The organism is Mycobacterium sp. URHB0044 (genome assembly GCF_000620625.1).
GTDB lineage: Bacteria > Actinomycetota > Actinomycetes > Mycobacteriales > Mycobacteriaceae > Mycobacterium.
The window spans coordinates 54,586-80,293 of sequence record NZ_JIAW01000002.1 but is presented as its reverse complement, the minus strand read 5'-3'; the positions used below and the strand labels follow the sequence as shown (position 1 = coordinate 80,293).

Here is a 25,708-nt window from a genome sequence, read left to right as displayed (position 1 = left end):
GGGTCACTGATCCGCGTCCACCGCGAACCTTAGGAAGATCATGGCTGTAACCGCTTCGGCCGGCATGCGACCTACGGGGTCCACGCCAGCCCGGTCGGCTCCCGCCCGCCGGAATCCTCTCCGGTATCCAACCCTTTCCCTGCGCAGAACCGCCGCAGGCCTATGGCGCCCGCTGGCTCTCGTGGTGGTGTTGCTCGCCGGGTGGTGGGCGGTCACCGAGGCCGAACTGGTTGCCCCGTACATCCTGCCCTCCCCCACGGACACCTGGCACGCCGCGCAGGAGAACATGTCCTACCTCGCCACCAACACCTGGGTCACCACGTGGGAGACCGTGATCGGGTTCGTCATTGCCGCGGTCGTCGGCGAGTTGGTCGCGGTCTTGATGATCTACTCGGCAAGCCTGGAGAAGACGGTGTACCCGTTGATCCTCTTCGCCCAGGTGGTCCCCAAGATCGCCATCGCGCCGCTGTTCATCGTGTGGCTTGGCTTCGGACCGTCGCCAAAGATCCTGGTGGCTGTGCTGATGGCGTTCTTCCCGATCGTCATCTCCGGTCTGGCGGGCCTGCGCACGGTGGACCCGGAGATTCTCGAACTGACCTCCACCATGGGCGCGAGCAGATTCAAGACCTTCCTCAAGGTCCGGCTCCCCGCATCGCTGCCCCAGCTGATGTCCGGCCTGAAGGTCGCCGCGACGCTCGCAGTCACCGGCGCCGTGGTCGGCGAGTTCGTCGGCGCCAACGAGGGCTTGGGCTACGTCATCCTGCAGGCCAACGGAAACGTCGACACCGCAATGCTGTTCGCCGCATTGATCATCATGTCGGCACTCGGCATCCTGCTGTTCGCGATCATCGAGATCGCCGAGAAGCTGCTCATCCCGTGGCACTCGTCGCGTCGCACCGTCAATTCGGCCACCACGGCGTGACCCCCCTACTTTCAGAATCAGGAGCGAATCCATGACCTTCTCCCGACGCGCCATGACCGCCGCAGTCGCGGCCTCCGCTGCCATGCTGGTCCTCGCCGGCTGCGGCGGCAGCAACACCGACAAAGACTCCGCCGCAGAGGGCGCCAATTCACCCACCACGCTGATGCTGAATTGGTATCCCTACGGCGAGCACGCGCCGTTCTACTACGGCGTCGAAAAGGGCATCTTCGCCAAGCATGGAATCGACCTGCAGATCGACGCCGGGCAGGGCTCCACCAAGACCGTCCAGGCAGTTGGCTCCAAGCAGGCCGACTTCGGCTGGGCGGACACACCGGCCGTCTTGAGCAACATCGACAAGGGTGTGGACGTCAAGAGCACGGGAGTATTCCTGCAGACCACTCCGTCCGCGGTGCAGGTGTTCGCCGACTCCGGCATCCAGAAGCCACAGGATCTCGTCGGCCGCACCATCGCGGTGTCGGCTGGCGACGCTCCGACCACGACGTTCCCGATCTACCTGAAGAAGGTCGGCGTGCCGCAGGACCAGGTCACGCAGCAGAGCCTCGACGCCGCAGGCAAGATGGCCGCGATGCTGTCCGGCCGCGTCGACGGCCTGATCGGCTTCGCCCACGACCAAGGGCCGACCGTCGCCAACAAGAGCGGACGTGAGGTCCGCTACCTGCGCTACTCCGATGCCGGGCTGAACTTCTACAGCAACGGACTGATCGCCAACACGTCGACCATCGCGGACAACCCCGAACTCGTGCAGTCGATGGTGGACGCCACCAGCGAGGCGTTCGCGGCTGCCGCGGCCGACCCCGAGGGCGCCGTCTCGGCGATGGCAGGCAAGGATCCGCAGATGCCGCCGCGCGAGGTGCTGCTGCAGCAGTGGCAGCAGACCATCCCGCTGCTGTCCACCCCTGCCACCGCCAACCAGGTGCCGGGCACCAACGCCAAGGAAGACTGGACCACCACGATTTCCACTCTGACCGATGCCGGACTGCTGAAGTCCGCCAAAGACCCTGCGGAGTACTGGGATTCATCCTTCACGCCCAAGGCCCAGCGGTAAGGACCACATCGACATGACTGCAGCCACCATCCCGACCCGGGGAACCACCGTGACGTCCGACGCCATCACGATCGAAGACCTCACCGTGACGTTCTCCTCGAAACGGGCCACCACCACCGCCCTGGAGGGCATCGACCTGCGCGTCGCCGACGGCGAGTTCGTCGCGATCGCAGGCCCGTCCGGTTGTGGCAAGTCGACCCTGCTGAAGGTGATCGCCGGCCTGACCGACTCCAGCTCAGGTGAAGTCCGCCTGCGCGGCAACCGCGTCCGAGGGCCCCAGCGCGAGATCGGCTTCGTGTTCCAGCGCGCCGCGCTGCTCGAGTGGCGCTCGGTGCGCAAGAACATCCTGCTGCAAGCCGAGATGCGTGGCATGCCACGCCAGGCCGCGCAGCGCCGCTGCGACTACCTCATCGAGATGACTGGATTGACCGGCTTCGAGAACGCGCTGCCGCACGAGCTGTCCGGTGGTATGCAGCAAAGGGTTTCGTTGTGCAGGGCGCTGTTGCACGAACCGGAGGTGTTGCTCATGGACGAGCCCTTCGGGGCGCTGGATGCACTCACGCGGGAAAAGATGAACGTCGAGCTGCACCGCATCTGGCGGGAGACGGGAACCACCGTGGTGCTGGTGACGCACTCGGTCGCCGAGGCGGTGTACCTGGCCAACCGGGTGGTCGTGATGAGTCCGCGGCCGGGCCGCATCGTCGAGACGCTGGACGTCGACCTGCCCGCCGAGCGCGAGTACGCCGAGACGATGGAGCGCCAGGAGTTCATCCGGGTGGCCAATCGGGTGCGTGACCTGTTGGGCAGCACCAGCGCTGCGGACTGACTGCGGAACTAGCCGGTTCCGGCCACCAGCCAGCGCCCGGAGAACGCGCGCCAGCCGACGAACACCAGCCGCAGCACCATGAACGTCGTCAGACCCGACCAGATGCCGAGCAGGCCCCAGCCGAACACCAGCGACAACCAGATCAGCGGCAGGAACCCGATCAGCGCACTCGCCAGGGTCGCATTGCGCATGAACTTCGCGTCCCCGGCACCGAGCAAGACCCCGTCGAGCGCGAATACCACGCCCGCGATGGGCAATTGGGCCACCAGAAACCACCACGGCACGCCGATCTCGTCGAGCACCGAGCGGTCGTCGGTGAACAGCGACGGCATCACCGACGACCCGACGGCGAACGTGGCGGCCAGCACAACCGCACCCAGCGTGGAGAACACGGTCACCCGCCACGCCACCGACTTGGCGTGCGCCAGCTGACCCGCCCCCAGCGCGGCACCGACGAGCGATTGCGCGGCGATCGCCAGCGAATCGAGCACCAGGGCAAGGAAACTCCATAGCTGCAGCACGACCTGATGTGCGGCGACGGCGGCCGCACCGAACCGCGCCGCGACCGCCGCGGCCGATACGAAGCAGGCCTGGAACGCCATGGTGCGCACCACCAAGTCCCGGCCCATCACGACCTGCGCGCGCAACACGGTGAAGTCCACCCGCAGCGGCACCCGTTCGGCCAACAGTGCGCGGCAGAACAGCACCGCCGCCAGCCACTGGCCGACCAGATTCGCCACCGCCGAGCCGGCCAGTTCCAGGCGCGGAAATCCCAGCCAGCCGTACACCAGCGTCGGGCACAGCACCGCCGACACGGCGAAACCCGTTACGACGTACCGCAATGGCCGGGCCGTGTCCTGCACGCCCCGCATCCAGCCGTTGCCTGCCAACGAGATCAGGATGGCCGGCGCACCGAGGATCGCGATGCGCAGCCACGGCAGCGCCATGTCGGCTATCTCGCCGCCGTCGGCGATCAGCCGTAGCAGCGGCACCGCTGCCACCTCGATCGTCGCCACGATCAACGCACCCAGCCCGATGGCAAGCCACGTCGCCTGCACGCCCTCACCGACGGCCGAGTCGCGGTCACCCGCCCCGAAGTACCGGGCCGCCCGCGCGGTCGTGCCGTAGGACAGGAAGGTGAGCTGCGAGGCCACCAGCGCCAGGACCAGCCCGCCGATCGCCAACCCGGCCAGGCTCAGTGCGCCGAGCCGGCCGACCACCGCGATGTCGAACAGGAGGTAGAGGGGCTCGGCGGCGAGCACCCCGAGCGCGGGCAACGCCAGCCCCGCGATTCGCCGGCCGGTTGCCGGCGGCATGGGCTGATCGGCTGGCTCAAGCAAGCGCGACTTCTAGTGCCTTCACGACGTCGTCGACCGCGCCGGTCGCGGAGTATCCAGCGGCCAGGCGGTGCCCGCCACCACCGAACGAGCTGGCGACGGCGGCCAGGTCGACCGCCGACTTGGCCCGCATCGACACCGACCAGTGCCCGACCTCGATCTCCTTGAACACCGCGGCGACCTCGGCCTGCGACGTGGTGCGCACGATGTCGACGATGCTCTCGACCTCTTCGGGACGCGCCTGCGCCCACTCATGGTGCGCGACAACGGCATACACCAAGCCGCGGCCGCCGGCGGCGTCCGGCACCAGCCGCGCCGACGACAGCACGCGCGACAGCATCGGCAGCCAAGAGAATGGATGCGTGTCCAGCAGCGTGCGGCTGATCTCCGCGTTGTCGACCCCGAGCTCCAGCAGTCGGGCTGCCAGCCGGTGTGCGCGGGCGCTGGCCCACCGGAACGAACCGGTGTCGGTGGTCAACCCCGCGTACAGGCAGTGCGCCACGCTGGCGTCGATCGGCTTGTCCCAGGCGTCCAGCAGTTCGGCGACCAACATCGTCGTCGAATCCGCGGACGGATCGACGAAGTTGGCAGTGCCGAACAGCTGATTCGAGGCATGGTGGTCGATCACCAGGACTTCGCCACCGAGCTCGGCGAGGTCGCGCAGCGAACCAAGGCGGTTGACGCTGGGGATGTCGACCGTCACCACCAGATCGGGGTCCCGGCGCATGGACTCCGGCGACACCAGCAGATAACCACCGGGAAGCGACTGCAGCGATTCGGGCAGATCCGCGGGAGCCGCGAACGCAACCTGCACGTCCTTGCCCGCGTGCTGGAGAACCAGCGCCAGCGCCAGACCCGCGCCGATGGTGTCCGCGTCTGGGTAGACGTGGCACACGATTCCGACGGTGTCCGCGGCAATCAGCAGGTCAGCTGCTCCGCGGGCATCGACGCGCACCGACGACCGAGGTCGCTCAGTCGTCGGATCGATCGCGGTCACGGGCATCCTCAGGGTCGAACTGGTGGTCAAGCTCCACATCTTCGTCCCCACCGGATCCCTCCGCCCCCGACACACGGTACGGGTCCGCGTCGCCGGCGGGAATGGCACCCTGCCGAATCCGCGCCAGGTCCGCGTCCGCCGCCCGCGCACGAGCCAACAACTCTTCCATGTGTTGGGCCGTATCGGGCACCTTGTCCAGCACGAATGCCAGCGTCGGAGTGAACCGAACCCCGGTAGCCGCACCGACCTTGGTACGCAACGTCCCCTTCGCACGCTCCAGCGCCGCAGCCGCGCCCGCGTAATCCGGCTCGTCCTGCAACGTCTCCCCGCGCACCGTGTAGTACACCGTGGCGTCGTGCAGATCTCCCGTCACCTTCGTGTCCGTGATGGTCACGAAGGCCAACGGGGGATCCTTGATCTCGAACTCGATCGCCGAGGCCACGACGGTGCCGATGCGCTTGGAGAGCCTGCGCGCCCGCCCAACGTCAACCATGATGCTCTTCGCGCAAGCGCTCGATCATGAGGACGCGCCTACACACGAGCTTTTTCAACGAGCTCGTACGCCTCGATGACGTCGCCTTCCTTGATGTCGTTGTACGTCAAGGTGAGACCACATTCGTAGCCGTCGCGAACCTCGGTGGCGTCGTCCTTCTCCCGCTTCAGCGACGAGATGGTGACCGTCTCGGCCACCACGACGTTGTCGCGGATGAGGCGTGCCTTCGCGTTGCGACGGATGATGCCCGAGGTGACGAGGCAGCCGGCGATGTTGCCGACCTTCGACGACCGGAAGATCGCCCGGATCTCGGCGCGGCCGAGTTCCTTCTCCTCGTAGACCGGCTTGAGCATGCCCTTCAGGGCCGCCTGGATCTCATCGATGGCCTGGTAGATCACCGAGTAGTACCGGATGTCGACACCCTCGCGGTTGGCCAGCTCGGTGGCCTTGCCCTCCGCACGGACGTTGAAGCCGATGATGATGGCATTCGAGGCCGACGCCAGGTTGACGTTGGTCTCGGTGACACCGCCGACGCCGCGGTCGATGACGCGCAGTTCGACCTCGTCGCCGATGTCGATGCCCAGCAGGGCCTCCTCCAGCGCCTCGACGGTGCCGGAGTTGTCGCCCTTCAGGATCAGGTTCAGCTGGCTGGTTTCCTTCAGCGCCGCATCCAGATCGTCCAGGCTGATGCGCTTGCGGGTACGCGCGGCCAACGCATTGCGCTTGCGCGCGCTGCGCCGGTCGGCGATCTGCCGGGCGATCCTGTCCTCGTCGACGACGAGCAGGTTGTCACCGGCACCGGGCACCGACGTGAAGCCGACGACCTGAACCGGACGCGACGGCAGCGCCTCCTCGACGTCCTCGCCGTGCTCGTCGACCATGCGCCGGACGCGGCCATACGCGTCGCCGGCGACGATCGAGTCGCCGACCCGCAGCGTGCCGCGCTGGATCAGCACGGTCGCCACCGGTCCACGGCCACGGTCCAGGTGCGCCTCGATCGCGACACCCTGAGCCTCCATGTCGGGGTTGGCCCGCAGGTCGAGCGTGGCATCCGCGGTCAGCAGCACTGCTTCGAGCAGTGCGTCGATGTTGGTGCCCTGCTTGGCCGAGATGTCGACGAACATGGTCTCGCCACCGAAGTCCTCGGCGACCAGGTTGTATTCGGTCAGCTGTGCCCGGATCTTGGCCGGGTCGGCGCCTTCCTTGTCGATCTTGTTGACCGCCACCACGATCGGCACGTCGGCCGCCTGTGCGTGGTTGATGGCCTCCACCGTCTGCGGCATGACGCCGTCGTCGGCGGCGACCACCAGGATCGCGATGTCGGTGGCCTTCGCACCACGGGCACGCATGGCGGTGAACGCCTCGTGACCGGGGGTGTCGATGAAGGTGACCAGCCGCTCGTTGCCGTCCAGTTCGGTGAGGACCTGGTAGGCACCGATGTGCTGGGTGATGCCACCGGCCTCGCCCTCGCGGACGTTGGCCTGCCGGATGGTGTCCAGCAGGCGGGTCTTGCCGTGGTCGACGTGACCCATGACCGTGACGACCGGCGGACGGAACTCGAGGTCCTCTTCGCCGCCCTCGTCCTCGCCGTAGGTGAGGTCGAAGGACTGCAGCAGCTCGCGGTCCTCGTCCTCCGGGGAGACGACCTGAACGACGTAGTTCATCTCGCTGCCGAGCAGCTCGAGGGTCTCGTCACCCACCGACTGGGTGGCGGTGACCATCTCACCGAGGTTGAACAGCGCCTGCACGAGCGATGCCGGGTTGGCGTCGATCTTCTCGGCGAAGTCCACCAACGACGCACCGCGGGCCAGCCGGATGGTCTCGCCGTTGCCGTGCGGCAACCGCACGCCACCGACGACCGGTGCCTGCATCGAGTCGTATTCCTGGCGCTTCTGCCGCTTCGACTTACGGCCGCGTCGGACCGCGCCGCCGGGACGACCGAAGGCGCCTGCCGCTCCGCCGCGCTGGCCGGGACGACCGCCGCCACCGCCACCTGGGCGTCCGCGGAAACCGCCTGCGGGTGCGCCACCTGGCGCTCCTGCGCCGCCGGCACCGCCACCGCGGTAGTTACCGCCACCGCCGCCTGCGCCACCGGGACCACCCGGACGACCGCCGCCGCCGGGTCCGCGGGCGCCGGGGCCCGGCCGGGCACCACCGGGACGACCGGTTGCAGCGCCGGGACGGGCGCCGGGCGGACGAGGAGGCATGTTGCCGGGCGTCGCGCCGGGGCGAGGTCCGCCACCGGGCCGTGGTCCGCCACCGGGGCGAGGCGGTGCGCCCGACGCGGGTGGGCGCGGGGCCGGACGCTCGACGGGCTGCGCCGAGGAGAAGGGGTTGTTGCCGACCCGTGGCGTGCGGGGGCCGGGCCGGGGACCCGGGGTGGGGCCGCCGGGACGGGCGGGTGCAGCGGGTGCGGCGTCAGTGCTGGCCGCAGGAGCCGCCGGAGCCGCGGGGGCTTCGGGTGCTGGCGGGGGCGCCGGTGCTGCCGCGGGCGGCGGTGGTGCCACGGGCGGAGCGGGGGGTGCGGGCTTGGGACCTGCGGGCTTGGGTGGCGCGGTGGCCACGCCGCCGGCCGATCCGTTGGCCTCGGCTGCTGCGGCGGGCCTGGCGGCCGCGGCGGGCGCACTCGAGGCACCGTTGCCTGCAGCCTTGCCGGGCGCAGGCTTCGATCCGCCGAAGGACTCACGCAGTCGCCTGGCGACGGGAGCCTCCACGGTGGAAGACGCTGATTTTACGAATTCGCCCTGTTCACTAAGTCGGGCGAGCACTTGCTTGCTGGTTACACCGAGTTCTTTCGCCAACTCGTGTACGCGGGCCTTACCTGCCACTACAACTCCTGTCTAAGAGGCGACAGCGGTTGTAGGCCGCGCCTCGGGTTTAGCTATGACGCATGGTCATCGAGACTTCACGGTGTGCTCATGTTCTTCGCTGCCTGTTCTGTTGCCAGGGTGACCGAGTCATCCAGTGAACTGAAGTACTCGACCACCGCGGAGGTGTCCGGCGAACCGGTGATGCGCAACGCTCGGGCGAAAGCTCGCCGCCGGATTGCCACGCGTAGGCACTGCTGGTCGGGATGCAGCCACGCACCCCGCCCCGGCAGATTACCCGCTGAGTCAACGGTCACGACGTAAGCGTCGTTCCCGTGGCGCTCGGCGACTACTCGAAGCAGTTCGACGGCCAGCTCTCGTTTCCTGCAACCGATGCACGTCCGCACTGGTCCGACGGGGTGGTCGGGGCGGTCGCGCGCGGAGGCAGAAGTCTCGCGCTGGATCACGGTTCAGTCTAGCGTCAGGAGCTCCCGCAGACAGAATCGCGTGTCCGGCCCTACCCGTCGGACGCGGCTCCGCGCGTCGCTCCGGCAGACGGCACGTCCGGTACGGGGGCGGCGTCACTGCGAATGTCGATCCGCCATCCTGTGAGCCTCGCGGCCAGCCGGGCGTTTTGCCCCTCCTTGCCGATGGCCAGCGACAGCTGGAAGTCCGGAACCACGACGCGCGCGGCGCGGCCCGCCTCGTCGATGACGCCGACCGACACCACCTTGGCCGGGGACAGCGCATTGGCGACGAATCGCGCCGGGTCCTCGTCGTAGTCGATGATGTCGATCTTCTCGCCCGACAACTCGCTCATGACGTTGCGCACCCGCTGCCCCATCGGCCCGATGCAGGCGCCCTTGGCGTTGAGCCCCGACACCCGCGACGAGACGGCGATCTTCGACCGGTGACCGGCCTCGCGGGCCACCGCGACGATCTCGACGGAACCGTCGGCGATCTCGGGCACCTCGAGAGAGAACAGCTTGCGCACCAGGTTGGGGTGGGTACGCGACAGCGTGATCAGTGGCTCGCGGGCGCCGCGCGCAACGCCGACGACGTAGCACCGCAGCCGGTCGCCGTGCTCGTACCGCTCCCCCGGCACCTGCTCGGCGGCGGGGATCACGCCCTCGGAACCCTTGGTCTCGCTGCCGACGCGCACGACCACGAGGCCGCGGGCGTTGGCCCTGGCGTCGCGCTGGATCACGCCTGCGACGATGTCGCCTTCGCGGGCGGAGAACTCGCCGTAGTTCTTCTCGTTCTCGGCGTCGCGCAGCCGCTGCAGGATCACCTGACGGGCGGTGGTGGCGGCGATGCGGCCGAAACCCTCTGGGGTGTCGTCCCATTCGCTGATCAGGTTGCCGTCTTCGTCCGTCTCACGCGCCATCACCTTGACGACGCCGGTCTTGCGGTCGATGTCGATGCGGGCTTCGGCTTCGTGCCCCTCGGTGTGGCGATACGCGGTGAGCAGTGCGCTCTTGATCGTCTCGACGACGACGTCGACCGTGATTCCCTTGTCAGCCTCGATGGCGTGTAGTGCCGCCATGTCGATGTTCATGCTTCGGCCTCCTTTCCGGATTGACCTGAATTAATTCCCGAGTCGCTACGCTCCTGCCCGCCGGAGAGCTCCAACTCACGCCGACTAGGCGGCGAGAACTCAACCTGGACAATGGCTTTCGTGACCGCCTCGCGTGGAACCTCGCGAACGGAGTACTTTCCGTGGCCGCCCTCTGCGACGACCAGCCGCAGCACGCCCCCGGCGAGTTCACCCAGCCGTCCGGTCAACTGCGAACCATCGGACAACGTCATCTCCACCTTGCGACCGCGGGCCCGGCGAAAGTGCCGGTCCGACGTCAGCGGCCGGTCCACTCCTGGCGAGGTCACCTCGAGCACGTACGGATCCAACTCTCCGGTGGACTGCTCGAGCCCGTCGAGCAGTTCGGACGCCGACCGCGACAAGGCCGCAACTGCCTCCAGGTCAAGGCCCTGGTCGGCATCGGCGACCACGACGATGCGCGGCGGTTTGGTGGCAGCCTCGACGACGACGTCCTCGATGTCGTATCCGGCGCGCGCGAACTCTTCCCCGAGTAGCTCGATCACCTGCTGCTGCGACGGCAGTCGCGTGGACCGCAGCGGTGCATCCGATGCCACGGCGAGCTCCTCGTCTTGAGTTGTGCGGACACGATCCGAGAGTGGATGACTCGGAATCGAGTATCAACGATACGCCAGCGCGGGATGCCCAATTGGCAAACGTGCGGCGGCGTCCAGCCGATCCTCGGCCGGCAGGCAATGGCAGGATGTCCCCGATGTCCACAGTGCCCGTCACCTCTCCGTCCGTCAGCAGGCGGCGCGTCCTGATCGGTGGCGCGGCGCTGGCACTGCTGTCTGCGACGGCGGCCGGCTGCAACGCACCGGCCCCGCGGCCCGAGATAGACGGGCTCGTCACACAACTGGACCGTGCGCGCGCCGACAGTGAGCTCGCGGCCGGCGCGGCGACCGCCGCCCGTCCCGAGATCGCCGCGACCTTGAACACCGTGGCCGCCGAGCGGTCCGCGCACGCCCAGGCGCTCTCCGACGAGATCACCCGGATCTCCGGCGACGCGCCCCCGTCAGCCTCCGCCTCGTCCTCTGCGTCGTCGGAGCCCACGTCGACCGGCACGTCGGCCGAACCGCTTCCGCCACCCACGGCGCAGGACGTGATCGCCGCACTCAAGCAGTCCGCCGACGGCGCTGGGCAGTTGGCGGCCCAGCAATCCGGCTACGCCGCGGGCCTACTCGGCTCCATCGCCGCATCGTGCACGGCGGCGTTCAGCGTTGCACTCGGCGGAGGCAAGTCGTGACGTCACCACAGACATCGGCGGAGCCGAGCCCGTCTCGGCCCCCGGCCGGTCCTGACGCCGCGTTGTACGACGCCGTCGCGGTCGAACATGGCGCGATCTACGGGTACGGCCTGGTGTCCGCGCACTCGACGCCGGCCGTGAACGACCTGGTGTCCGAAGCGATGGCCGGGCACCGCGAACTCCGCGAGGAGGCCATCGCGCGACTCGGCGGCCGTGGTGTGCCTGCTCCGCTGCCGGCCGCCGGCTATCAGATGCCGATCGAGGTCGACAGCCCCACCGACGCGGCGAAGTTGGCGCTGCGGATGGAGGAGGACTGCGCGGCGGCGTGGCGCGCGGTCCTCGAACAGGCCACCACCAGCGAGGACCGCACGTTCGCGGTGACGGCCCTTACGCAGTGCGCGGTCACCGCCGCCAAGTGGCGCGGCGTGCTGAATCTTGCGCCGGACACCGTCGCGTTCCCCGGCGGCAGCGAGTAGGGGGAACGCTAGGCCGTGATGGCCGCGGTGATGTCGGCCGCGGCGTTGTCCGCGCCGATGTCGCGCTTCTCGCCGGTGAACCGGTTGCGGAACTCGACCACACCGTCGGCCCAGCCGCGACCCACCACCACGATCCACGGCACGCCCAGCAGCTCGGCGTCCTTGAACTTCACTCCCGGCGATACCGTCCGGTCGTCGAGTAACACCTCGACGCCCACCCGATCGAGCGTTGCGGCCAGTTCGGTCGCACCGGCACGCGCCTCGGCGTCCTTGTTGGCGATCACCACGTGGACGTCGAACGGGGACACCGACGCAGGCCAGCGCAGACCCAGCTCGTCGTGGTGCTGCTCGGCGATGACCGCGACCATCCGCGACACCCCGACCCCGTAGGAGCCCATGGTCAGCCGTGCCGGCTTGCCGTTCTCGCCGAGCACGTCGACGCTGAACGTGTCGGTGTACTTGCGGCCGAGCTGGAAGATGTGGCCGATCTCGATACCGCGTGCGGACACCAGCGGACCGGCGCCGTCCGGCGACGGATCGCCGTCGCGCACCTGCGCCGCCTCGATCGTGCCGTCGGGGGTGAAGTCGCGGCCCGCGACCAGACCCACCACGTGTCGGCCCGGCGCGTCCGCACCGGTGATCCACGAGGTGCCGTCCACCACGCGCGGATCGACCAGGTAGCGAACACCGTTGTCCTGTAACGCCTTCGGTCCGATGTAACCCTTGACCAGGAATGGATTGCTCGCGAAATCCGCCTCATTGAGCAACACGTACTCGGCCGGATCGAGTGCGGCACCGAGCCGCTTGTCGTCGACCTCGCGGTCACCCGGCACGCCGATGGCCAGCAGCTCCCAGTCGCCACCGGGCTGACGCACCTTCAACAGCACGTTCTTCAGGGTGTCGGCGGCGGTGACCTCGAAGCCGAGATCCGCGCTGTTGGCCCACTCCACCAGGGTGGCGATCGTGGGGGTGCCCGGAGTGTCGTAGACCTTCGCCTCCGGCAGTCCCTCGATCGGCGGTGACGGCGGAGCGATGGTGGTGACGGCCTCCACGTTGGCGGCGTACCCGGACTCCATGCACCGCACGAAGGTGTCCTCGCCAACCTCGCTCTCGGCGAGGAACTCCTCCGACGCGCTTCCGCCCATGGCCCCCGAGACCGCCGACACGATGACGTAGCGCACGTCGAGGCGCTCGAAGATCTTCTGGTACGCCTCGCGGTGCGCGTCGTAGGCCGCCTGCAGGCCTTCGTCGTCCACGTCGAACGAGTAGGAGTCCTTCATCACGAATTCCCGGCCGCGCAGGATGCCTGCCCGCGGCCGCGCCTCGTCGCGGTACTTGGTCTGGATCTGGTAGAGCCGCAGCGGAAAGTCCTTGTAGGAGCTGTACTCCCCCTTGACCGTCAGCGTGAAGAGTTCCTCGTGCGTGGGACCGAGCAGATAGTCGTTACCCCGCCGGTCCTTGAGCCGGAACACGCCGTCGCCGTACTCCGTCCAGCGGTTCGTCGCCTCGTACGGTGCGCGCGGCAACAGCGCGGGGAACAGGATCTCCTGCCCGCCGATGGCGTTCATCTCCTCGCGGACCACGCGCTCGATCTTGCGCAGCACCCGCAGGCCCAGCGGCAGCCAGCTGTACAGCCCCGGGCCGACGGGTCGGACGTAACCGGCCCGGATCAACAGTTTGTGGCTCGGTACTTCGGCGTCGGCCGGGTCGTCGCGCAGCGTTCGCAGGAACAGCTCGGACATGCGGGTAATCACAGGCGACCACCTTAGCCATGCCCCCGATCAGTCCCTCCCCTGCCACGTGCAGATGCACGCTTCGTTGCCCTCGGGATCGGCGAGCACCCAGAACGCAGGTGCTTCCTCGTCGTAGAGCAGCCTGCCGCCCGCGGCGATCGCGGCGTCGATCCGCGGGGTGGCGACGTCGTGCGGCACGTCGACGTCGAGGTGGATCCGACTGCGTTGAAGGCGCGGCTCGTCCATCTGCTGAAACCAGATCGCGGGACCACGACCAATTGGGTCGATCAGCCCGTTGGACAGATCCGACGGCCCCGGCTCGTCGACGTATCCGGTGATCGCCTTCCAGAACGGCCGCACGGCCGGGATGTCGAGCGCGTCGATCGCAATCTCCAACGCCTGCAGCGAACCGGCGCCTGGCGTTGCACGCATTCCGTTCGCGGAGAGGGCATTCGACACTTCCCGCGCCAGTCGCACGTCGCGGCCGGTGACCGCCCCGACATCCGCGGACCGCAGCCGCAGCACCGCCCGGTCCGAGCGAACGTCGACGGTCAAGTGCCCCTGCCCGTCATCACCGACCGCAGACACCGACAGCGTCGCCGCCTCCGCCGCCGCTACCAGGGAGGGCGTCAGCACCTCGGTGTGAATGGCGCCGAGCACGAGTCGCCAGCCCAGTGGGCTGACGGAGTCGGACACCTGTTGGCGCGTGACCCGCGCGGACTCGTCCATGGCGGCAACGCTAGTTCGACGAGCGCACACCCGCCATCGAAGTTCCTTCGCGCAGTCGCGTGATGGTGGCCGAGTCCTGAGGTTGGTGGAAGGTCATCGGCTGCAACGCCAGTCGCTCGTCGGCTCCCAGCGACGACAGGTGCTGGAGCACGATCCCCTCGCGTAGCGCCCATGGGCTGACCTCGGCCTCCTCGATGCCGAGACACCGCATCGTCTCGTAGGCAACCACGGCGCCCCCGACGATCTGCCAGGCGCGTGACGGCTTGATGCCACGTAACTTGCCGCGGTCGCGCGCAGCGACGTCCATCAGCCGCGGAATCGACTCGCGGACTTGGGCTCTCGACACCGTGCGGCGGACGAATGGGCCTTCCCTGCCGCGCGGGGCACCGTTCAGGCGGGCCAGCTGCTTGAACGTCTTGGAGGTTGCCACCACGCGCCGCGGCGTGCCTTCCCATTGCACTCTGTTGACGACTTCGTGCAACTGCGCGCGTACGTACTGGCGCAAGATCTTGATCTGAGTCTGCGACGGCGGGTCGGGCTGAAGGAACGCCGTGCTGACCCGGCCAGCACCCAGCGGAAGCGATACGGCCAGCTCCGGGACCGCGTCGCGCCCGAACGCCAGTTCCATCGACCCGCCACCGATGTCGACGTTGAGCAACCGGCCCGCTTGCCATCCGTACCAGTTGCGCACCGCCAGGTACGTCAGCCGCGCCTCCTGCTCGCCGGTGAGATAGTCGAGCCGAACACCGGTCTCGGCGAGTACCCGCTCGAGGATGGCGTCGCGGTTGCTTGCGTCCCTGATGGCCGCGGTGACGAACGGGTACAGCTGATCGACGGTCAAGCCGCGAGCCGCGTCGAGCGCCTGCTGCACCGCCGCGACGACCCGGCTGGCACCTTCCGGGGAAATGGATCCCTGCGCCCCGACTTCCTCACCGAGCTCGGTGGGTACCTTCACCGCGTGAATCGGTAGCGGTGGGGCGCCGGCGCGCGCGTCCACCACCTGCAACTGCGCGGCATTCGAGCCGACGTCCAGCACTCCCAAACGCATGGACACCGAACTACCCGATTGAATTCGCTTCAACCGATCGACGCATAACGAGTTCGCTACAGCTCGCCCGCCTCAACGGCTTCCCTGGTGTGTTGGGCGCGGGCGATGTCGCGGGCCGAGAAGCCGATCCAGAACGCGGCAATGCCGACGAGGATGGAGATGCCGGCCACCCATAGCAGGGAATACGTGTAGCCGTAGCCGAGCGCATCGAGCTGAGCCGGCGTCATGTTCTTCACGGGTCCCGTGGTGCCCCCGAGGTACAGGGTGCGCGACGTCTGCACCGCCATGATCACCACCAACACCAGCGGGCCGCCGAGGTTCTGCACCATCAGCGTGATCGCCGAGACCGGCCCGATCTCCCGTGGCCCCACCCCCGCAACGGCACACAGTGGCAGGATCACCGAAATCACGCCGATTCCGAAGCCGCCCACCACGATCGGCCCGAACAGGTCCGGGAAGTACGGAATGTCACGCGTCAACGTCGAGCCGTACAGCATGGCGGCGAGTACGAAGAGCCCGCCGCCGATGATCAGCCAGCGCGGCGCGATCAGCGGTGCCAGCCGGGTGGCCAGCACGTTGCCGACGCCAACGGCGACCGCGAACGGCAGGAAGCACACCCCGGCGCGCAGCGCGGAGTACCCGAGGACGTCCTGCGCGAGCAACCCGACCATCACGGTGACGGTCAGCAGCACGCCGCCGCCGAGGAACCATGCGATGAACGTCATCACCCGATTGCGGTCGTTGAACACCGAGAACGGCACCAGCGGGTTCTCCGCGGTGCGCTCGGCGAGCAGGAAGGAGACGAAGAAGACGATGGCGGCGACGCCCGCGCCGATCACCCACGGGTCGATCCAGCCGCGGGGCGGGCCCTGGGTGAACACCAGCACGGCGGACGTGCACCCGAGGGTGGCCAGCAGCGCACCGGTGACGTCGAGCTTGAGCCGTTCGTGGTGCGTCTCCCGGATCCGCAGCACGGCGATCGTGATGATCACGATGCCGATCGGCACGTTGATCAGAAATGCCAGCCGCCACGAGACGACCGTCAGCAGGCCGCCAAGCACCAGGCCCAGCACCGAGCCGGTGGCCTGCATGCCAGCCGACACGGCCATCGCCTGGTTGCGGGCGTGTCCGACGGCGTACGTGGTGGCGATCAGCGCCAGCCCGGTGGGCGCCGACACCGCCGCACCGATGCCCTGCAGGGCGCGTGCGGCGATCAGCGTGTATTCCTCCTGCGCCAGCCCGCACACCAGCGAGGCGAGAGTGAACACGCCGACGCCAGAGAGGAACGCGCGCTTCTGCCCGATCGCGTCGCCGACACGGCCACCGAGCAGGAGCAGCCCACCGAACGTCAGCACGTAGGCGGTGATCACCCAGCTCTTGCCCGCATCGGAGAGGTCGAGGTCGGCCTGCATCCGCGGCAGCGCGACGATGACGATGGTGCCGTCCAGCGTCGACATGAGCTGCATGCCCGTGATCGCGACGATGGCGATGCCGAGCACCGACGACGACAGGGGTGCCGTGGAGCGGTCGGTCGAGCCCGATGTTCCACCCACGCCAGACATGCCTGACGAGCCTACCCAGAGCGGATTTCGGAGTGTGGAGCGGCGGTGCGCGGCTGGTTACAGCTCGCCGGCGTCGATCGCGTCCTTGACTTCCTGGGCATGGGCGACCTGCGCCGCGGTGTAGCCGATGAACAGCGCAACGACACCGACGATGACGGCGACCGCCGCCACCCACAGCAGGCCGTAGGTATAGCCCTGGTCCAGGGCGTGCAGTTGCGCGGCGTCCATGTTCTTCACCGGGCCGGTCGTGCCGCCCAGGTATAGCGTGCGCGACGTGATGACGGCCTGGATGATGGCCAGTACCACCGGGCCGCCGAGGTTCTGGAGCATCAGCGCGATCGCCGACACCGGGCCGATCTCGTCGAAGCCGACACCGGCGATGGCCGACACCATCAGCGGCACCACGATCATGCCGATGCCGAATCCGCCGACGGTGATGGGCAGGACCAGGTTCGGGAAGTACGGGATGTCGCCGTGCAGGGTCGAGCCGTAGAGCATCGCCGCGAGTACCAGCACGCCGCCGGCGATCACCAGCACGCGCGGCGGGAACCGCGACGCCAGCGCCGACGACAGGCCAAGCCCGATGCCGAGCGCGATGACGAACGGGATGAAGCCGATGCCCGCGCGCAGTGCGCTGTAGCCCATGATGTCCTGCACGTACAGGCCGATCAGCACGGTCAGGGTGAACATCACGCCGCCGGCCAGGAACACCGCCGCGAAGGTGGCCACCCGGTTGCGGTCGCGGAACAGGCTGAACGGCACCACGGGGTTGATCGCGGTGCGTTCGGCGTAGACGAAGGCGACGAAGAACGCGACCGCGGCGAGAGCCGAGCCGAGCGTCACGGTGGACGTCCAGCCCTTCTCCGGGCCCATCGAGAACGCGAACACCGCTGCGGTGCAGGCGAGCGTGGCGAGGATGGCGCCTGCGGCGTCCAGCTTCATCCGCTCGCGGTTGGTCTCGCGCAGCGTGGTGCGGGCCAGGTAGATCATCAGGATGCCGATCGGCACGTTGACCAGGAAGGCCCACCGCCAGGACACCTCGGTCAGTGCGCCACCGACGACGAGGCCCATCACCGAACCGACGCCCGTCATCGCGGCGAACACCGCGGTGGCGGCATTGCGGGCCGGCCCCTTCGGGAACGTGGTGGCGATGAGCGCCAGACCCGTGGGTGAGGCGATCGCCGAACCCACGCCCTGCAGCAGTCGGGCAATCACCAGGGTGGTCTCGTCCCAGGCGACACCGCACAGGATCGAGGCGATGGTGAACAGCGCGACACCGACGATGAAGGTGCGCTTGCGCCCGATCGTGTCGCCGAGGCGTCCACCCAGGAGCATCAATCCACCGAAGGTCAGCACGTAGGCGGTGATGACCCAGCTACGTCCGGCGTCGGACAGGTTGAGCTCGTCCTGAATCTTAGGAAGCGCGACGATGGCCACGGTGCTGTCCATCGTGGCGAGCAGCTGCATTCCGCCGATCGCGATGACCGCGGCAAGGAATCGTCGAGAGGGCAGCCAAGCCGGGTACCAGCTGGTTCGCTCCGCGGTGGCCTGCCCCACGTGTACGGGCAGTGCGCGATTGCTGGCGTCTCGGGCAGCGGCGCGCTTCGCGTCGTTGGGAGCCGTCATAGCTGGTTACCTTACAGTAATCTTAAGAATCCTTTAACCCGCGAACGCGGCGACGGAGCCAATCACGATGATCGCCGGAGGTCGTATGCCCTCTGCGCGTATCCGTTCCGGCGCCTCGGCAAGCGTGGTGCGCACCGTGCGCTGCGCGGCCGTGGTCCCGTGCTGGACTACCAGCACCGGTGTTTGTGCAGGTCGTCCCCCCTCTTGGAGGACCTTGGCGAACTGTTCGATGCGCTCGACCGCCATCAGCAGCACGATCGTGCCGGACAGCGCGGCCAGCGCATTCCAATTCACTAACGATTCGGGGTGGTCGGGCGCAACATGGCCGCTGACCACCACGAACTCGTGCGTGACGCCACGGTGGGTGACGGGTACGCCCGCGAGCGCAGGAACCGCTATGGCACTGGTCACACCCGGTACGACGGAGACCGCGACCCCCGCATCGGCGCACGCGATGACCTCTTCATAGCCCCGCGCGAAGACGAACGGGTCACCGCCCTTGAGCCGGACCACGAACTTGCCCGCCCTGGCCCGGTCGATGAGCACGTCGTTGATCGCATCCTGCGCCATCGCCCGGCCGTAGGGGATCTTCGAGGCGTCGATCACCTCGACGTGGGGAGCGAGTTCTGCGAGCAGTTCCGGCGGGGCGAGCCGGTCGGCGACCACGACGTCGGCCTGGGCGAGCAGCCTGCGGCCCCGGACGGTGATCAGCTCGGGATCGCCGGGCCCGCCGCCGACGAGTGCGACGGCACCACGCAGCGTTTCGGGCATCTCGTCGGCGATGACGCCGCTCTGGATGGCCTCGCGGATCGCCGTCCGGATGGCCGCCGAACGACGGTGCGCGCCGCCGGCGAGCACGCCCACCGACAGTCCCTCGTACTCGAAAGAGGCGGGCGTGACGGCGGTGCCATCGCGTGCCGCGTCGGCGCGCACGCAGAAGATCCGGCTGCGTTCGGCTTCGGCCACGACGGCGGCGTTGACGTCCGCGTCGTCGGTCGCCGCGATCGCGTACCAGGCGCCGTCGAGGTCGCCGTCGCGGTAGTCACGCAGTTCGAGCGTGATGCCTTCGGTGGCCTCGACGGCGGGGGTGGCCGCGTGCGCGATCACGTGCACGTCGGCGCCGTTGGCCAGGAGCAGGGGTAGGCGGCGTTGCGCGACCGTACCGCCGCCGACCACAACGACTTTCCGTCCGGACAGCCGCAGGCCGGCGAGGTAGGCGTTCTCGGTCACCCGGCGAGCCTAGAGGTTGCCGCGGGCGGCTCGGATACGCGACTCCGCCGCGGTGACGAAGCGGGCAGCTGCGTGCGGCTGGGCGGCGGCATGGACGTGCAGATAGGCGGCGTGCACCCCGGCGTGCACGGCGCCGTCCGCGACGGCGTCCCCTTGGCCACGGCCGAACCGCCACGCCGGCTCGTAGCTGCGCGCGAACGTCGCCTGCGTGCGATGGAATTCGTGCCCGACGGCCCGCGTCCCCGCCGGATGCATCGAGGAGTCCGCCGTCGCGACGGCGTTGCGGTATCCGAGGGTGAGTCGTTCGGTGAACCGAGCGGAGCCGGACAACACTCCGCACATCGGGACGCCGTCGAGGTCGTCGACGAGATAGGCCAGGCCGGCGCACTCGGCGTGGATCGGCGCGCCCGCTTCGGCCAATTGTCGAATCTGTTGCCGGACAACGTCGTTGGCCGACAACTCGGCGGTGAACTGTTCGGGGAACCCGCCAGGCACGACGAGCGCCGCGGTGTTGGCGGGCAGTGGCTCGGTGAGCGGATCGAACTCGGCGACGACGGCGCCCGCCGCTCGCAGCAGTTCGGCGTGCTCGGGGTAGCCGAAGCTGAACGCCTTACCCGCGGCCAGTGCGACGACCGCCGCACCGGCCGGTTCTCCGACGGCGACCGCGGGATCCCATGGCTCGTCGGCGACGCGGGAGGTGGCCGCGCTGCGTACCGCGGCGACGTCGACGTGCCGGGCCACCAGCTCGGTCATCGCGGTGACGGCGTCGTGTGCCAGCTTGCCGTGCTCGACCGCTGTCACCAGGCCGAGATGCCTTGATGGAATGGACAACTCGTCGGCGCGCGGGATCGCGCCGAGCACGGGAACACCGGCCTGTTCGCAGGCCTGTCGAAGCACCTGCTCGTGGCGTGGCGTACCGACCCGGTTCAGGATGACGCCCGCGATCCGCACCGACTGATCGAAGGTGGCGAAGCCGTGCAACAGCGCGGCGATGCTGTGGCTCTGGCCCCGCGCGTCGACGACCAGCAGCACGGGCGCGCCGAGCAGACCGGCGACGTGCGCGGTCGACCCTTCGGCCGGGCCGACGGCATGCTCGGAGATCCGGCCGTCGAACAGTCCCATGACGCCCTCGACGACGGCGATGTCGGCCCCGATGCTGCCGTGCCGAAACAGCGGGCCGATCAGCTGCTCGCCGACGAGCACCGGGTCGAGGTTGCGTCCCGGTCGACCGGTGGCCAGCGCGTGGTACCCGGGATCGATGAAGTCGGGACCGACCTTGAACGGCGCGACGCGGTGCCCGGCCCGCCGCAGCGCGCCCATCAGCCCGGTGGCGACCGTGGTCTTGCCGCTGCCCGAGGCGGGTGCGGCGATCACGACGGCAGGGGCACTCATCTACTCGAACCTCGCGATTTCGGCGTGCTGCGTCACGCTGAGCGGAACGGAGCACGCCGAAAACGCAGGGGTGGTCACCACTCGATGCCCCGCTGGCCCTTGCGGCCGCTGTCCATCGGGTGCTTGACCTTCGTCATCTCGGTCACCAGGTCGGCGGCGTCGATCAGCCGCTGCGGCGCGTCCCGGCCGGTGATCACGACGTGCTGGTGGCCCGGCCGCGACGCGAGCACCTCGACCACATTCTCGGTGTCCACCCAGCCCCACTTCAGTGGATAGGTGAACTCGTCGAGCACGTAGAAGTCGTGGCGCTCCTCGGCGAGCCTGCGGGCGATCTCGGCCCAGCCGTCGGCGGCGTCGGCGGCGTGGTCGACGTCGCTGCCCGCTTTACGCGTCCACGACCAGCCCGACCCCATCTTGTGCCACTGCACCGATCCGCCGATGCCCTGCTCGTCGTGCAGGCGGCCGAGCTCGCGAAAGGCCGCCTCCTCGCCCACCTTCCACTTGGCGCTCTTGACGAACTGGAACACAGCGACGTCGAAGCCCTGGTTCCAGGCGCGCAGCGCCATGCCGAACGCCGCCGTCGACTTGCCCTTCCCGGGCCCGGTGTGGACCGCGAGCAGCGGGGCGTTTCGCCGGGCGCGCGTGGTCAGTCCATCGTCGGGAACGGTGAGCGGTTGGCCTTGTGGCATCGAACTTCTCCCCTACCGGTCGATCACGCGGCGCCGAGGTCGGCCTCGGACTTGACCAGCCTGGTCAACGAATCCGCGTGAAGTTGGCCTAGTCGCACGGTCGGTGCACCCAACTGGTTCGCCAGATCCTCAGCCAAACCCAGTCTCACATAGGACGTCTCGCAGTCGACCACGACGGCGGCGGAGCCCTCCGCCAGCAGCAGGCCCGCCGCGCGGCGCGTGCGCCCCAGCGGGTCGGGCCCACCGGTCGCCCGGCCGTCGGTGAGGACGACCACCAGACTGCGGCGCGCGCGGTCGCGAGTCTTCTCACGCACCACCACGTCGCGCGCCGCCAACAGGCCCTGCGCCAGCGGTGTCTTGCCGCCGGTGTCGAACCGCGCGAGCCGGCGGCTCGCGATGTGGACCGACGATGTCGGCGGCAACACCAGTTCGGCTTGCTGCCCGCGGAACGTGATCACGGCGACCTTGTCCCGACGCTGATACGCGTCGCGCAACAACGACAGCGTGGCCCCGCCGACCGCCGCCATCCGGTCGCGTGCGGCCATCGATCCGGACGCGTCGACGACGAAGATGACCAGGTTGCCCTCGCGGCCTTCGCGGATCGCCCGCCGCACGTCGGCGGCGCCCACGGACACCCGGCCTGGCCGCTGCTGGCGGCCCACCGCGGCGAGCAACGTGCCGAACATGTGCACGCCGTGCCCGACGTCGGGATCGTCGGTGGCCGACACCGTGGTGCCGGTCCGGTTCCTGGCCCTGGACCGCCGGCCGGGCGCGCCCTCGCCAACCCCGGGCACCACCAGCGCCTTGGTCCGGAAGGTCGCCGCGGGCGGCGCGTTCGGCCGTGATCCGGCCGACGGCGAATTGCGCTGGGGCGATGAGTGTTCCGGTGAATCGCCGGACACTCCACCGCCGCCCGGCGGCTCGGGATCGGGTTCTGGTTCCGGCTCGGCGTCGGGCCCGGAGTCACCGGCCTGGGCCAGCGCCTCGTCCAGCTGGTCGGGGTCCAACCCGGGATCGTCGAAAGGATCACGGCGACGCCGGTGCGGCAGGGCCAATTCGGCGGCGACGCGAATGTCTTGCTCCGCAACGGTATCGGCGCCGCGCCACGCCGCGTGCGCCACCGCGGTGCGTGCAATCACCAGGTCGGCGCGCATGCCGTCCACGTCGAACGCCGCACACAGCGCCGCGATGCGCCGCAACTCCCCGTCCGGCAACACCACGTCGGGCACCAACGCGCGGGCTGCCGCGATCCGCCGGGCCAGGTCGGTGTCGTCGTCGGCGTAGCGCCCGGCGAACCCTTCCGGGTCGGCCTCGAACGCCATCCGCTTGCGGATCACCTCGACGCGCACGTCGACGTCGCGCGAGGCGTACACGTCGACGGTCAGTCCGAACCGGTCGAGCAACTGCGGACGCAGTTCGCCCTCTTCGGGATTCATGGTGCCGATCAATACGAACCGGGCGTCGTGGCTGTGCGAGACGCCGTCGCGTTCGACGTGCACCCGGCCCATCGCGGCGGCGTCGAGCAGCACGTCGACGAGGTGGTCGTGCAGCAGGTTGACCTCGTCGACGTACAGCACGCCACCGTGAGCGCGCGCGAGCAGGCCGGGGCTGAATGCGTGCTCACCGTCGCGCAATACGCGTTGCAGGTCGAGTGAACCGACGACGCGGTCCTCGGTGGCACCGATGGGCAGTTCGACCAGCCGTGCGTCGTCGTCGACGGCGGACAGCACGGTCGCCAGGCCGCGCACGGCCGTCGACTTGGCGGTGCCCTTCTCGCCGCGGATCAGCACCCCGCCGATGTCCGGCCGCACCGCGCACAGCACCAAGGCGAGCCGCAGCTGATCCTGTCCGACGAGCGCGCTGAACGGATACGACGTCACGGGGTTCCGTGAATTCCGCTGCGCACCATGGGGACATGAGGAATTCCGTCGTCGAGGAACTCGTCACCGGAGCGGACGAAGCCGTGCTTGACGTACATCTCCTCAAGGTAGGTCTGCGCATCGATGCGGCAGGGGTAGTCACCGACCTCGGCCAGCGCCGCCTGCATCAACCGGCTGGTGTGGCCGTGACCGCGATCGCTGCGCTTGGTGCAGACCCGCCCGATGCGGAACGCCTTCTCCCCGCCGGGATGCTCCTCCATGAGCCGCAGCGTCGAGATCACCCGTCCGTCTGGGCTTTCCAGCCAGAAGTGACGCGTTTCGGCGAGCAGATCACGCCCGTCCAGTTCCGGATACGGGGTGGCCTGCTCGACGACGAACACCTCGACGCGCAGCTTGAGCAGTTCGTACAGCGTCGCGGCGTCGAGGTCCTTGGCCCAGCTTCGTCTGGGGACGACCGTCACGGTGAAACCGCGGCTCCGACGGCGGGCACTCCGCTGGCGGGTCGGTCGAGCTTGAGCGCCTTGGTGCCCCAGTCCCACACCTCCTCGTACAGCTTGGGTTCGTTGGACAGTTCGATGCCCAACGACGGCACCATCGCCTTGAGCTTGGGCTGCCACGCGGCGTAACGGTCGGGGAAGCAGCGCTCCATCACGTCGAGCATGGCGGGCACCGCGGTGGAGGCGCCGGGTGAGGCGCCGAGCAAGCCGGCGATGCTGCCATCGGCCGCCGACAACACCGTGGTGCCGAACTCCAGCACCCCGCCGGCGCCCTTGCGGCGAATCACCTGCACGCGCTGGCCCGCGACGTCCAGTTCCCAATCGGAATCGACTGCGCCGGGCGCGAATTCGCGCAGTGCATCGACGCGGTCGGCTTCGCTGAGCCGCAGCTGTCCGACCAGGTACTTCACCAGGCTCATCTCGGTGAGCCCGACGCCCAGCATCGAGGCCAGGTTGTTGGGCTTGACCGACAACGGCAAATCGGTGACCTTGCCCTGCTTGAGGAACTTCGGCGACCAGCCCGCGAACGGTCCGAACAACAGCCACGACCGCCCGTTGATGACCCGGGTGTCCAAGTGCGGCACCGACATCGGCGGTGCGCCGAGCGGCGGCTGCCCGTACACCTTGGCCTGGTGCGCGGCGGCCAGCGCCGCGTTGTCGGTCCGGAGGAACTCGCCGCCGACCGGAAAGCCGCCGAATCCCTTGGCCTCGGCGATGCCCGACTTCTGCAGCAACGGTAGCGCGCCGCCACCGGCGCCGACGAACACGAACTTCGCGTTGATCTTGCGCTTCGCCTTGGTGCGGCGGTTGGTCACCTTGAGCGTCCAGCTGCCGTCGGACTCCTTGTGCAGGTTGCGGACGTCGTGGCCGAACAGCGTCGTCATGCCCCGCTGGGCACCGAACCCGATCAACTGGCGCGACAGCGACCCGAAGTCGACGTCGGTGCCGTCCTGCGTCCAGTTCAGCGCGACGGGTTCGGAGAAGTCACGCTTGTCGGCCATCAGCGGCAGGCGCCGGGAGAACTCGTCGCGGTCGTCGATGTACTCCATCGACGCGAACAAGGGGTTCGCGACCAGCGTCTGATGCCTGCGCTTGAGGTAGTCGATGTGCTCGGCACCGTGCACGAACGCCACGTGCGGGATGGGGTTGAGGAAGCTGCGCACGTCGGGCAGCACGCCGTTCTCCACGGCGTACGACCAGAATTGGCGGGAGACCTGGAACTGCTCGTTGACGTGGACCGCTTTGCTGATGTCGATGGTGCCGTCGGGCCGCTGCGGGGTGTAGTTCAGCTCACACAACGCCGAGTGCCCGGTGCCCGCGTTGTTCCACGGGTCGCTACTCTCGGCGGCTGCGCCGTCGAGGCGCTCGATCAGCGTGATCGACCAGTCGGGCTCCATGAGCTTCAGCAGCGTGCCGAGGGTGGCGCTCATGATGCCCGCACCCACCAGCACGACGTCCGTCTTCGTTGTCTTGGCTCCGTTGGACTCAGACACGGGTTTTTGATCCTTCGCGGTCGCACGTCCGCTCGATGCGGTTTGGCTGGTTATCAGGTTATCCC

The 25,708-nt window shown here is 68.8% G+C and carries 23 protein-coding genes; 5 read left to right on the top strand and 18 right to left on the bottom strand.

Annotation, left to right across the window (positions count from 1 at the left end; translation table 11 throughout):
* Window positions 1–181 precede the first annotated feature (181 nt).
* From N536_RS0104370 to N536_RS0104360, 3 genes are read left to right on the top strand one after another with little or no spacing between them, the layout of a single operon-like run.
* A complete protein-coding gene (locus N536_RS0104370) occupies window positions 182–922 on the top strand; it encodes an ABC transporter permease (protein WP_231514421.1) in 741 nt (246 codons plus the stop codon).
* Window positions 923–953: 31 nt separating this feature from the next.
* On the top strand, window positions 954–1,988 hold the full coding sequence (locus tag N536_RS0104365; protein WP_029112486.1) for an ABC transporter substrate-binding protein: 1,035 nt from the start codon (window positions 954–956) through the stop codon (window positions 1,986–1,988).
* A 13-nt stretch (window positions 1,989–2,001) separates the two neighbouring features.
* The gene (locus tag N536_RS0104360; protein ID WP_029112485.1) at window positions 2,002–2,814 is read left to right on the top strand and encodes an ABC transporter ATP-binding protein; all 813 of its coding nucleotides are present in this window, start codon (window positions 2,002–2,004) and stop codon (window positions 2,812–2,814) included.
* A gap of 8 nt (window positions 2,815–2,822) precedes the next feature.
* Here N536_RS0104360 and N536_RS0104355 read toward each other — a convergent pair whose 3' ends face one another.
* From N536_RS0104355 to rimP, 7 genes are all read right to left on the bottom strand, one after another.
* Window positions 2,823–4,130, bottom strand: coding sequence for an MATE family efflux transporter (locus N536_RS0104355; protein ID WP_036435488.1), 1,308 nt, complete (start codon window positions 4,128–4,130; stop codon window positions 2,823–2,825).
* Between the two features lie 16 nt (window positions 4,131–4,146).
* On the bottom strand, window positions 4,147–5,154 hold the full coding sequence (locus tag N536_RS0104350; protein ID WP_155948455.1) for a bifunctional oligoribonuclease/PAP phosphatase NrnA: 1,008 nt from the start codon (window positions 5,152–5,154) through the stop codon (window positions 4,147–4,149).
* Window positions 5,123–5,641 (bottom strand): 30S ribosome-binding factor RbfA, encoded by a 519-nt coding sequence (gene rbfA / locus N536_RS0104345; protein WP_029112482.1) that lies wholly within the window; start codon window positions 5,639–5,641, stop codon window positions 5,123–5,125. The genes N536_RS0104350 and rbfA overlap by 32 nt, the downstream gene beginning before the upstream one ends.
* A 38-nt stretch (window positions 5,642–5,679) precedes the next feature.
* Window positions 5,680–8,469, bottom strand: a complete 2,790-nt coding sequence (gene infB, locus N536_RS0104340) for a translation initiation factor IF-2 (protein WP_081809049.1) — start codon at window positions 8,467–8,469, stop codon at window positions 5,680–5,682.
* Window positions 8,470–8,546: 77 nt separating this feature from the next.
* Window positions 8,547–8,855, bottom strand: a complete 309-nt coding sequence (locus N536_RS0104335) for a YlxR family protein (protein ID WP_081809048.1) — start codon at window positions 8,853–8,855, stop codon at window positions 8,547–8,549.
* A 110-nt stretch (window positions 8,856–8,965) separates the two neighbouring features.
* The gene (gene nusA, locus N536_RS0104330) at window positions 8,966–10,006 is read right to left on the bottom strand and encodes a transcription termination factor NusA (protein WP_029112479.1); all 1,041 of its coding nucleotides are present in this window, start codon (window positions 10,004–10,006) and stop codon (window positions 8,966–8,968) included.
* Window positions 10,003–10,599, bottom strand: coding sequence for a ribosome maturation factor RimP (gene rimP / locus N536_RS37440; protein WP_036435485.1), 597 nt, complete (start codon window positions 10,597–10,599; stop codon window positions 10,003–10,005). The genes nusA and rimP overlap by 4 nt, the downstream gene beginning before the upstream one ends.
* 155 nt (window positions 10,600–10,754) lie before the next feature.
* Between rimP and N536_RS0104320 the strand changes: the two genes are divergently transcribed.
* Both N536_RS0104320 and N536_RS0104315 read left to right on the top strand, forming a co-directional pair.
* Window positions 10,755–11,288: a hypothetical protein gene (locus tag N536_RS0104320; RefSeq protein WP_029112478.1), complete on the top strand. Its 534-nt coding sequence runs from the start codon at window positions 10,755–10,757 to the stop codon at window positions 11,286–11,288.
* Window positions 11,285–11,764: a ferritin-like domain-containing protein gene (locus tag N536_RS0104315; protein ID WP_029112477.1), complete on the top strand. Its 480-nt coding sequence runs from the start codon at window positions 11,285–11,287 to the stop codon at window positions 11,762–11,764. Before N536_RS0104320 ends, N536_RS0104315 begins: the two co-directional genes overlap by 4 nt.
* Before the next feature lie 8 nt (window positions 11,765–11,772).
* Here the strand turns inward: N536_RS0104315 and N536_RS0104310 are convergent, their stop codons facing one another.
* The 11 genes from N536_RS0104310 to mqo all read right to left on the bottom strand — a co-directional run bounded on the left by N536_RS0104310 (window position 11,773) and on the right by mqo (window position 25,643).
* The gene (locus N536_RS0104310; protein WP_029112476.1) at window positions 11,773–13,518 is read right to left on the bottom strand and encodes a proline--tRNA ligase; all 1,746 of its coding nucleotides are present in this window, start codon (window positions 13,516–13,518) and stop codon (window positions 11,773–11,775) included.
* A gap of 27 nt (window positions 13,519–13,545) precedes the next feature.
* A complete protein-coding gene (locus N536_RS0104305; RefSeq protein ID WP_029112475.1) occupies window positions 13,546–14,226 on the bottom strand; it encodes a VOC family protein in 681 nt (226 codons plus the stop codon).
* A gap of 10 nt (window positions 14,227–14,236) precedes the next feature.
* Window positions 14,237–15,274, bottom strand: a complete 1,038-nt coding sequence (locus N536_RS0104300) for a hypothetical protein (RefSeq protein WP_029112474.1) — start codon at window positions 15,272–15,274, stop codon at window positions 14,237–14,239.
* Window positions 15,275–15,330: 56 nt separating this feature from the next.
* Entirely contained in the window at window positions 15,331–16,836 is a 1,506-nt protein-coding gene (locus N536_RS0104295) for an MFS transporter (protein ID WP_029112473.1), read from the bottom strand.
* Between the two features lie 57 nt (window positions 16,837–16,893).
* Complete coding sequence (locus N536_RS0104290) at window positions 16,894–18,462, bottom strand: MFS transporter (RefSeq protein WP_029112472.1); 1,569 nt, start codon at window positions 18,460–18,462, stop codon at window positions 16,894–16,896.
* A 33-nt stretch (window positions 18,463–18,495) separates the two neighbouring features.
* Window positions 18,496–19,692 (bottom strand): uroporphyrinogen-III C-methyltransferase, encoded by a 1,197-nt coding sequence (gene cobA, locus N536_RS0104285; protein ID WP_029112471.1) that lies wholly within the window; start codon window positions 19,690–19,692, stop codon window positions 18,496–18,498.
* 9 nt (window positions 19,693–19,701) lie between these two features.
* Complete coding sequence (locus N536_RS0104280) at window positions 19,702–21,084, bottom strand: cobyrinate a,c-diamide synthase (RefSeq protein ID WP_029112470.1); 1,383 nt, start codon at window positions 21,082–21,084, stop codon at window positions 19,702–19,704.
* A 74-nt stretch (window positions 21,085–21,158) separates the two neighbouring features.
* Entirely contained in the window at window positions 21,159–21,773 is a 615-nt protein-coding gene (gene cobO / locus N536_RS0104275; protein ID WP_029112469.1) for a cob(I)yrinic acid a,c-diamide adenosyltransferase, read from the bottom strand.
* Window positions 21,774–21,796: 23 nt separating this feature from the next.
* Window positions 21,797–23,653 carry a magnesium chelatase subunit D family protein gene (locus N536_RS0104270; RefSeq protein WP_029112468.1) on the bottom strand — a complete coding sequence of 619 codons (1,857 nt, stop codon included), beginning with the start codon at window positions 23,651–23,653 and terminating at the stop codon, window positions 21,797–21,799.
* A complete protein-coding gene (locus N536_RS0104265) occupies window positions 23,650–24,114 on the bottom strand; it encodes a GNAT family N-acetyltransferase (RefSeq protein WP_029112467.1) in 465 nt (154 codons plus the stop codon). The genes N536_RS0104270 and N536_RS0104265 overlap by 4 nt, the downstream gene beginning before the upstream one ends.
* Window positions 24,111–25,643, bottom strand: coding sequence for a malate dehydrogenase (quinone) (mqo, locus tag N536_RS0104260; RefSeq protein WP_029112466.1), 1,533 nt, complete (start codon window positions 25,641–25,643; stop codon window positions 24,111–24,113). The genes N536_RS0104265 and mqo overlap by 4 nt, the downstream gene beginning before the upstream one ends.
* Between the last annotated feature and the right edge of the window lie 65 nt (window positions 25,644–25,708).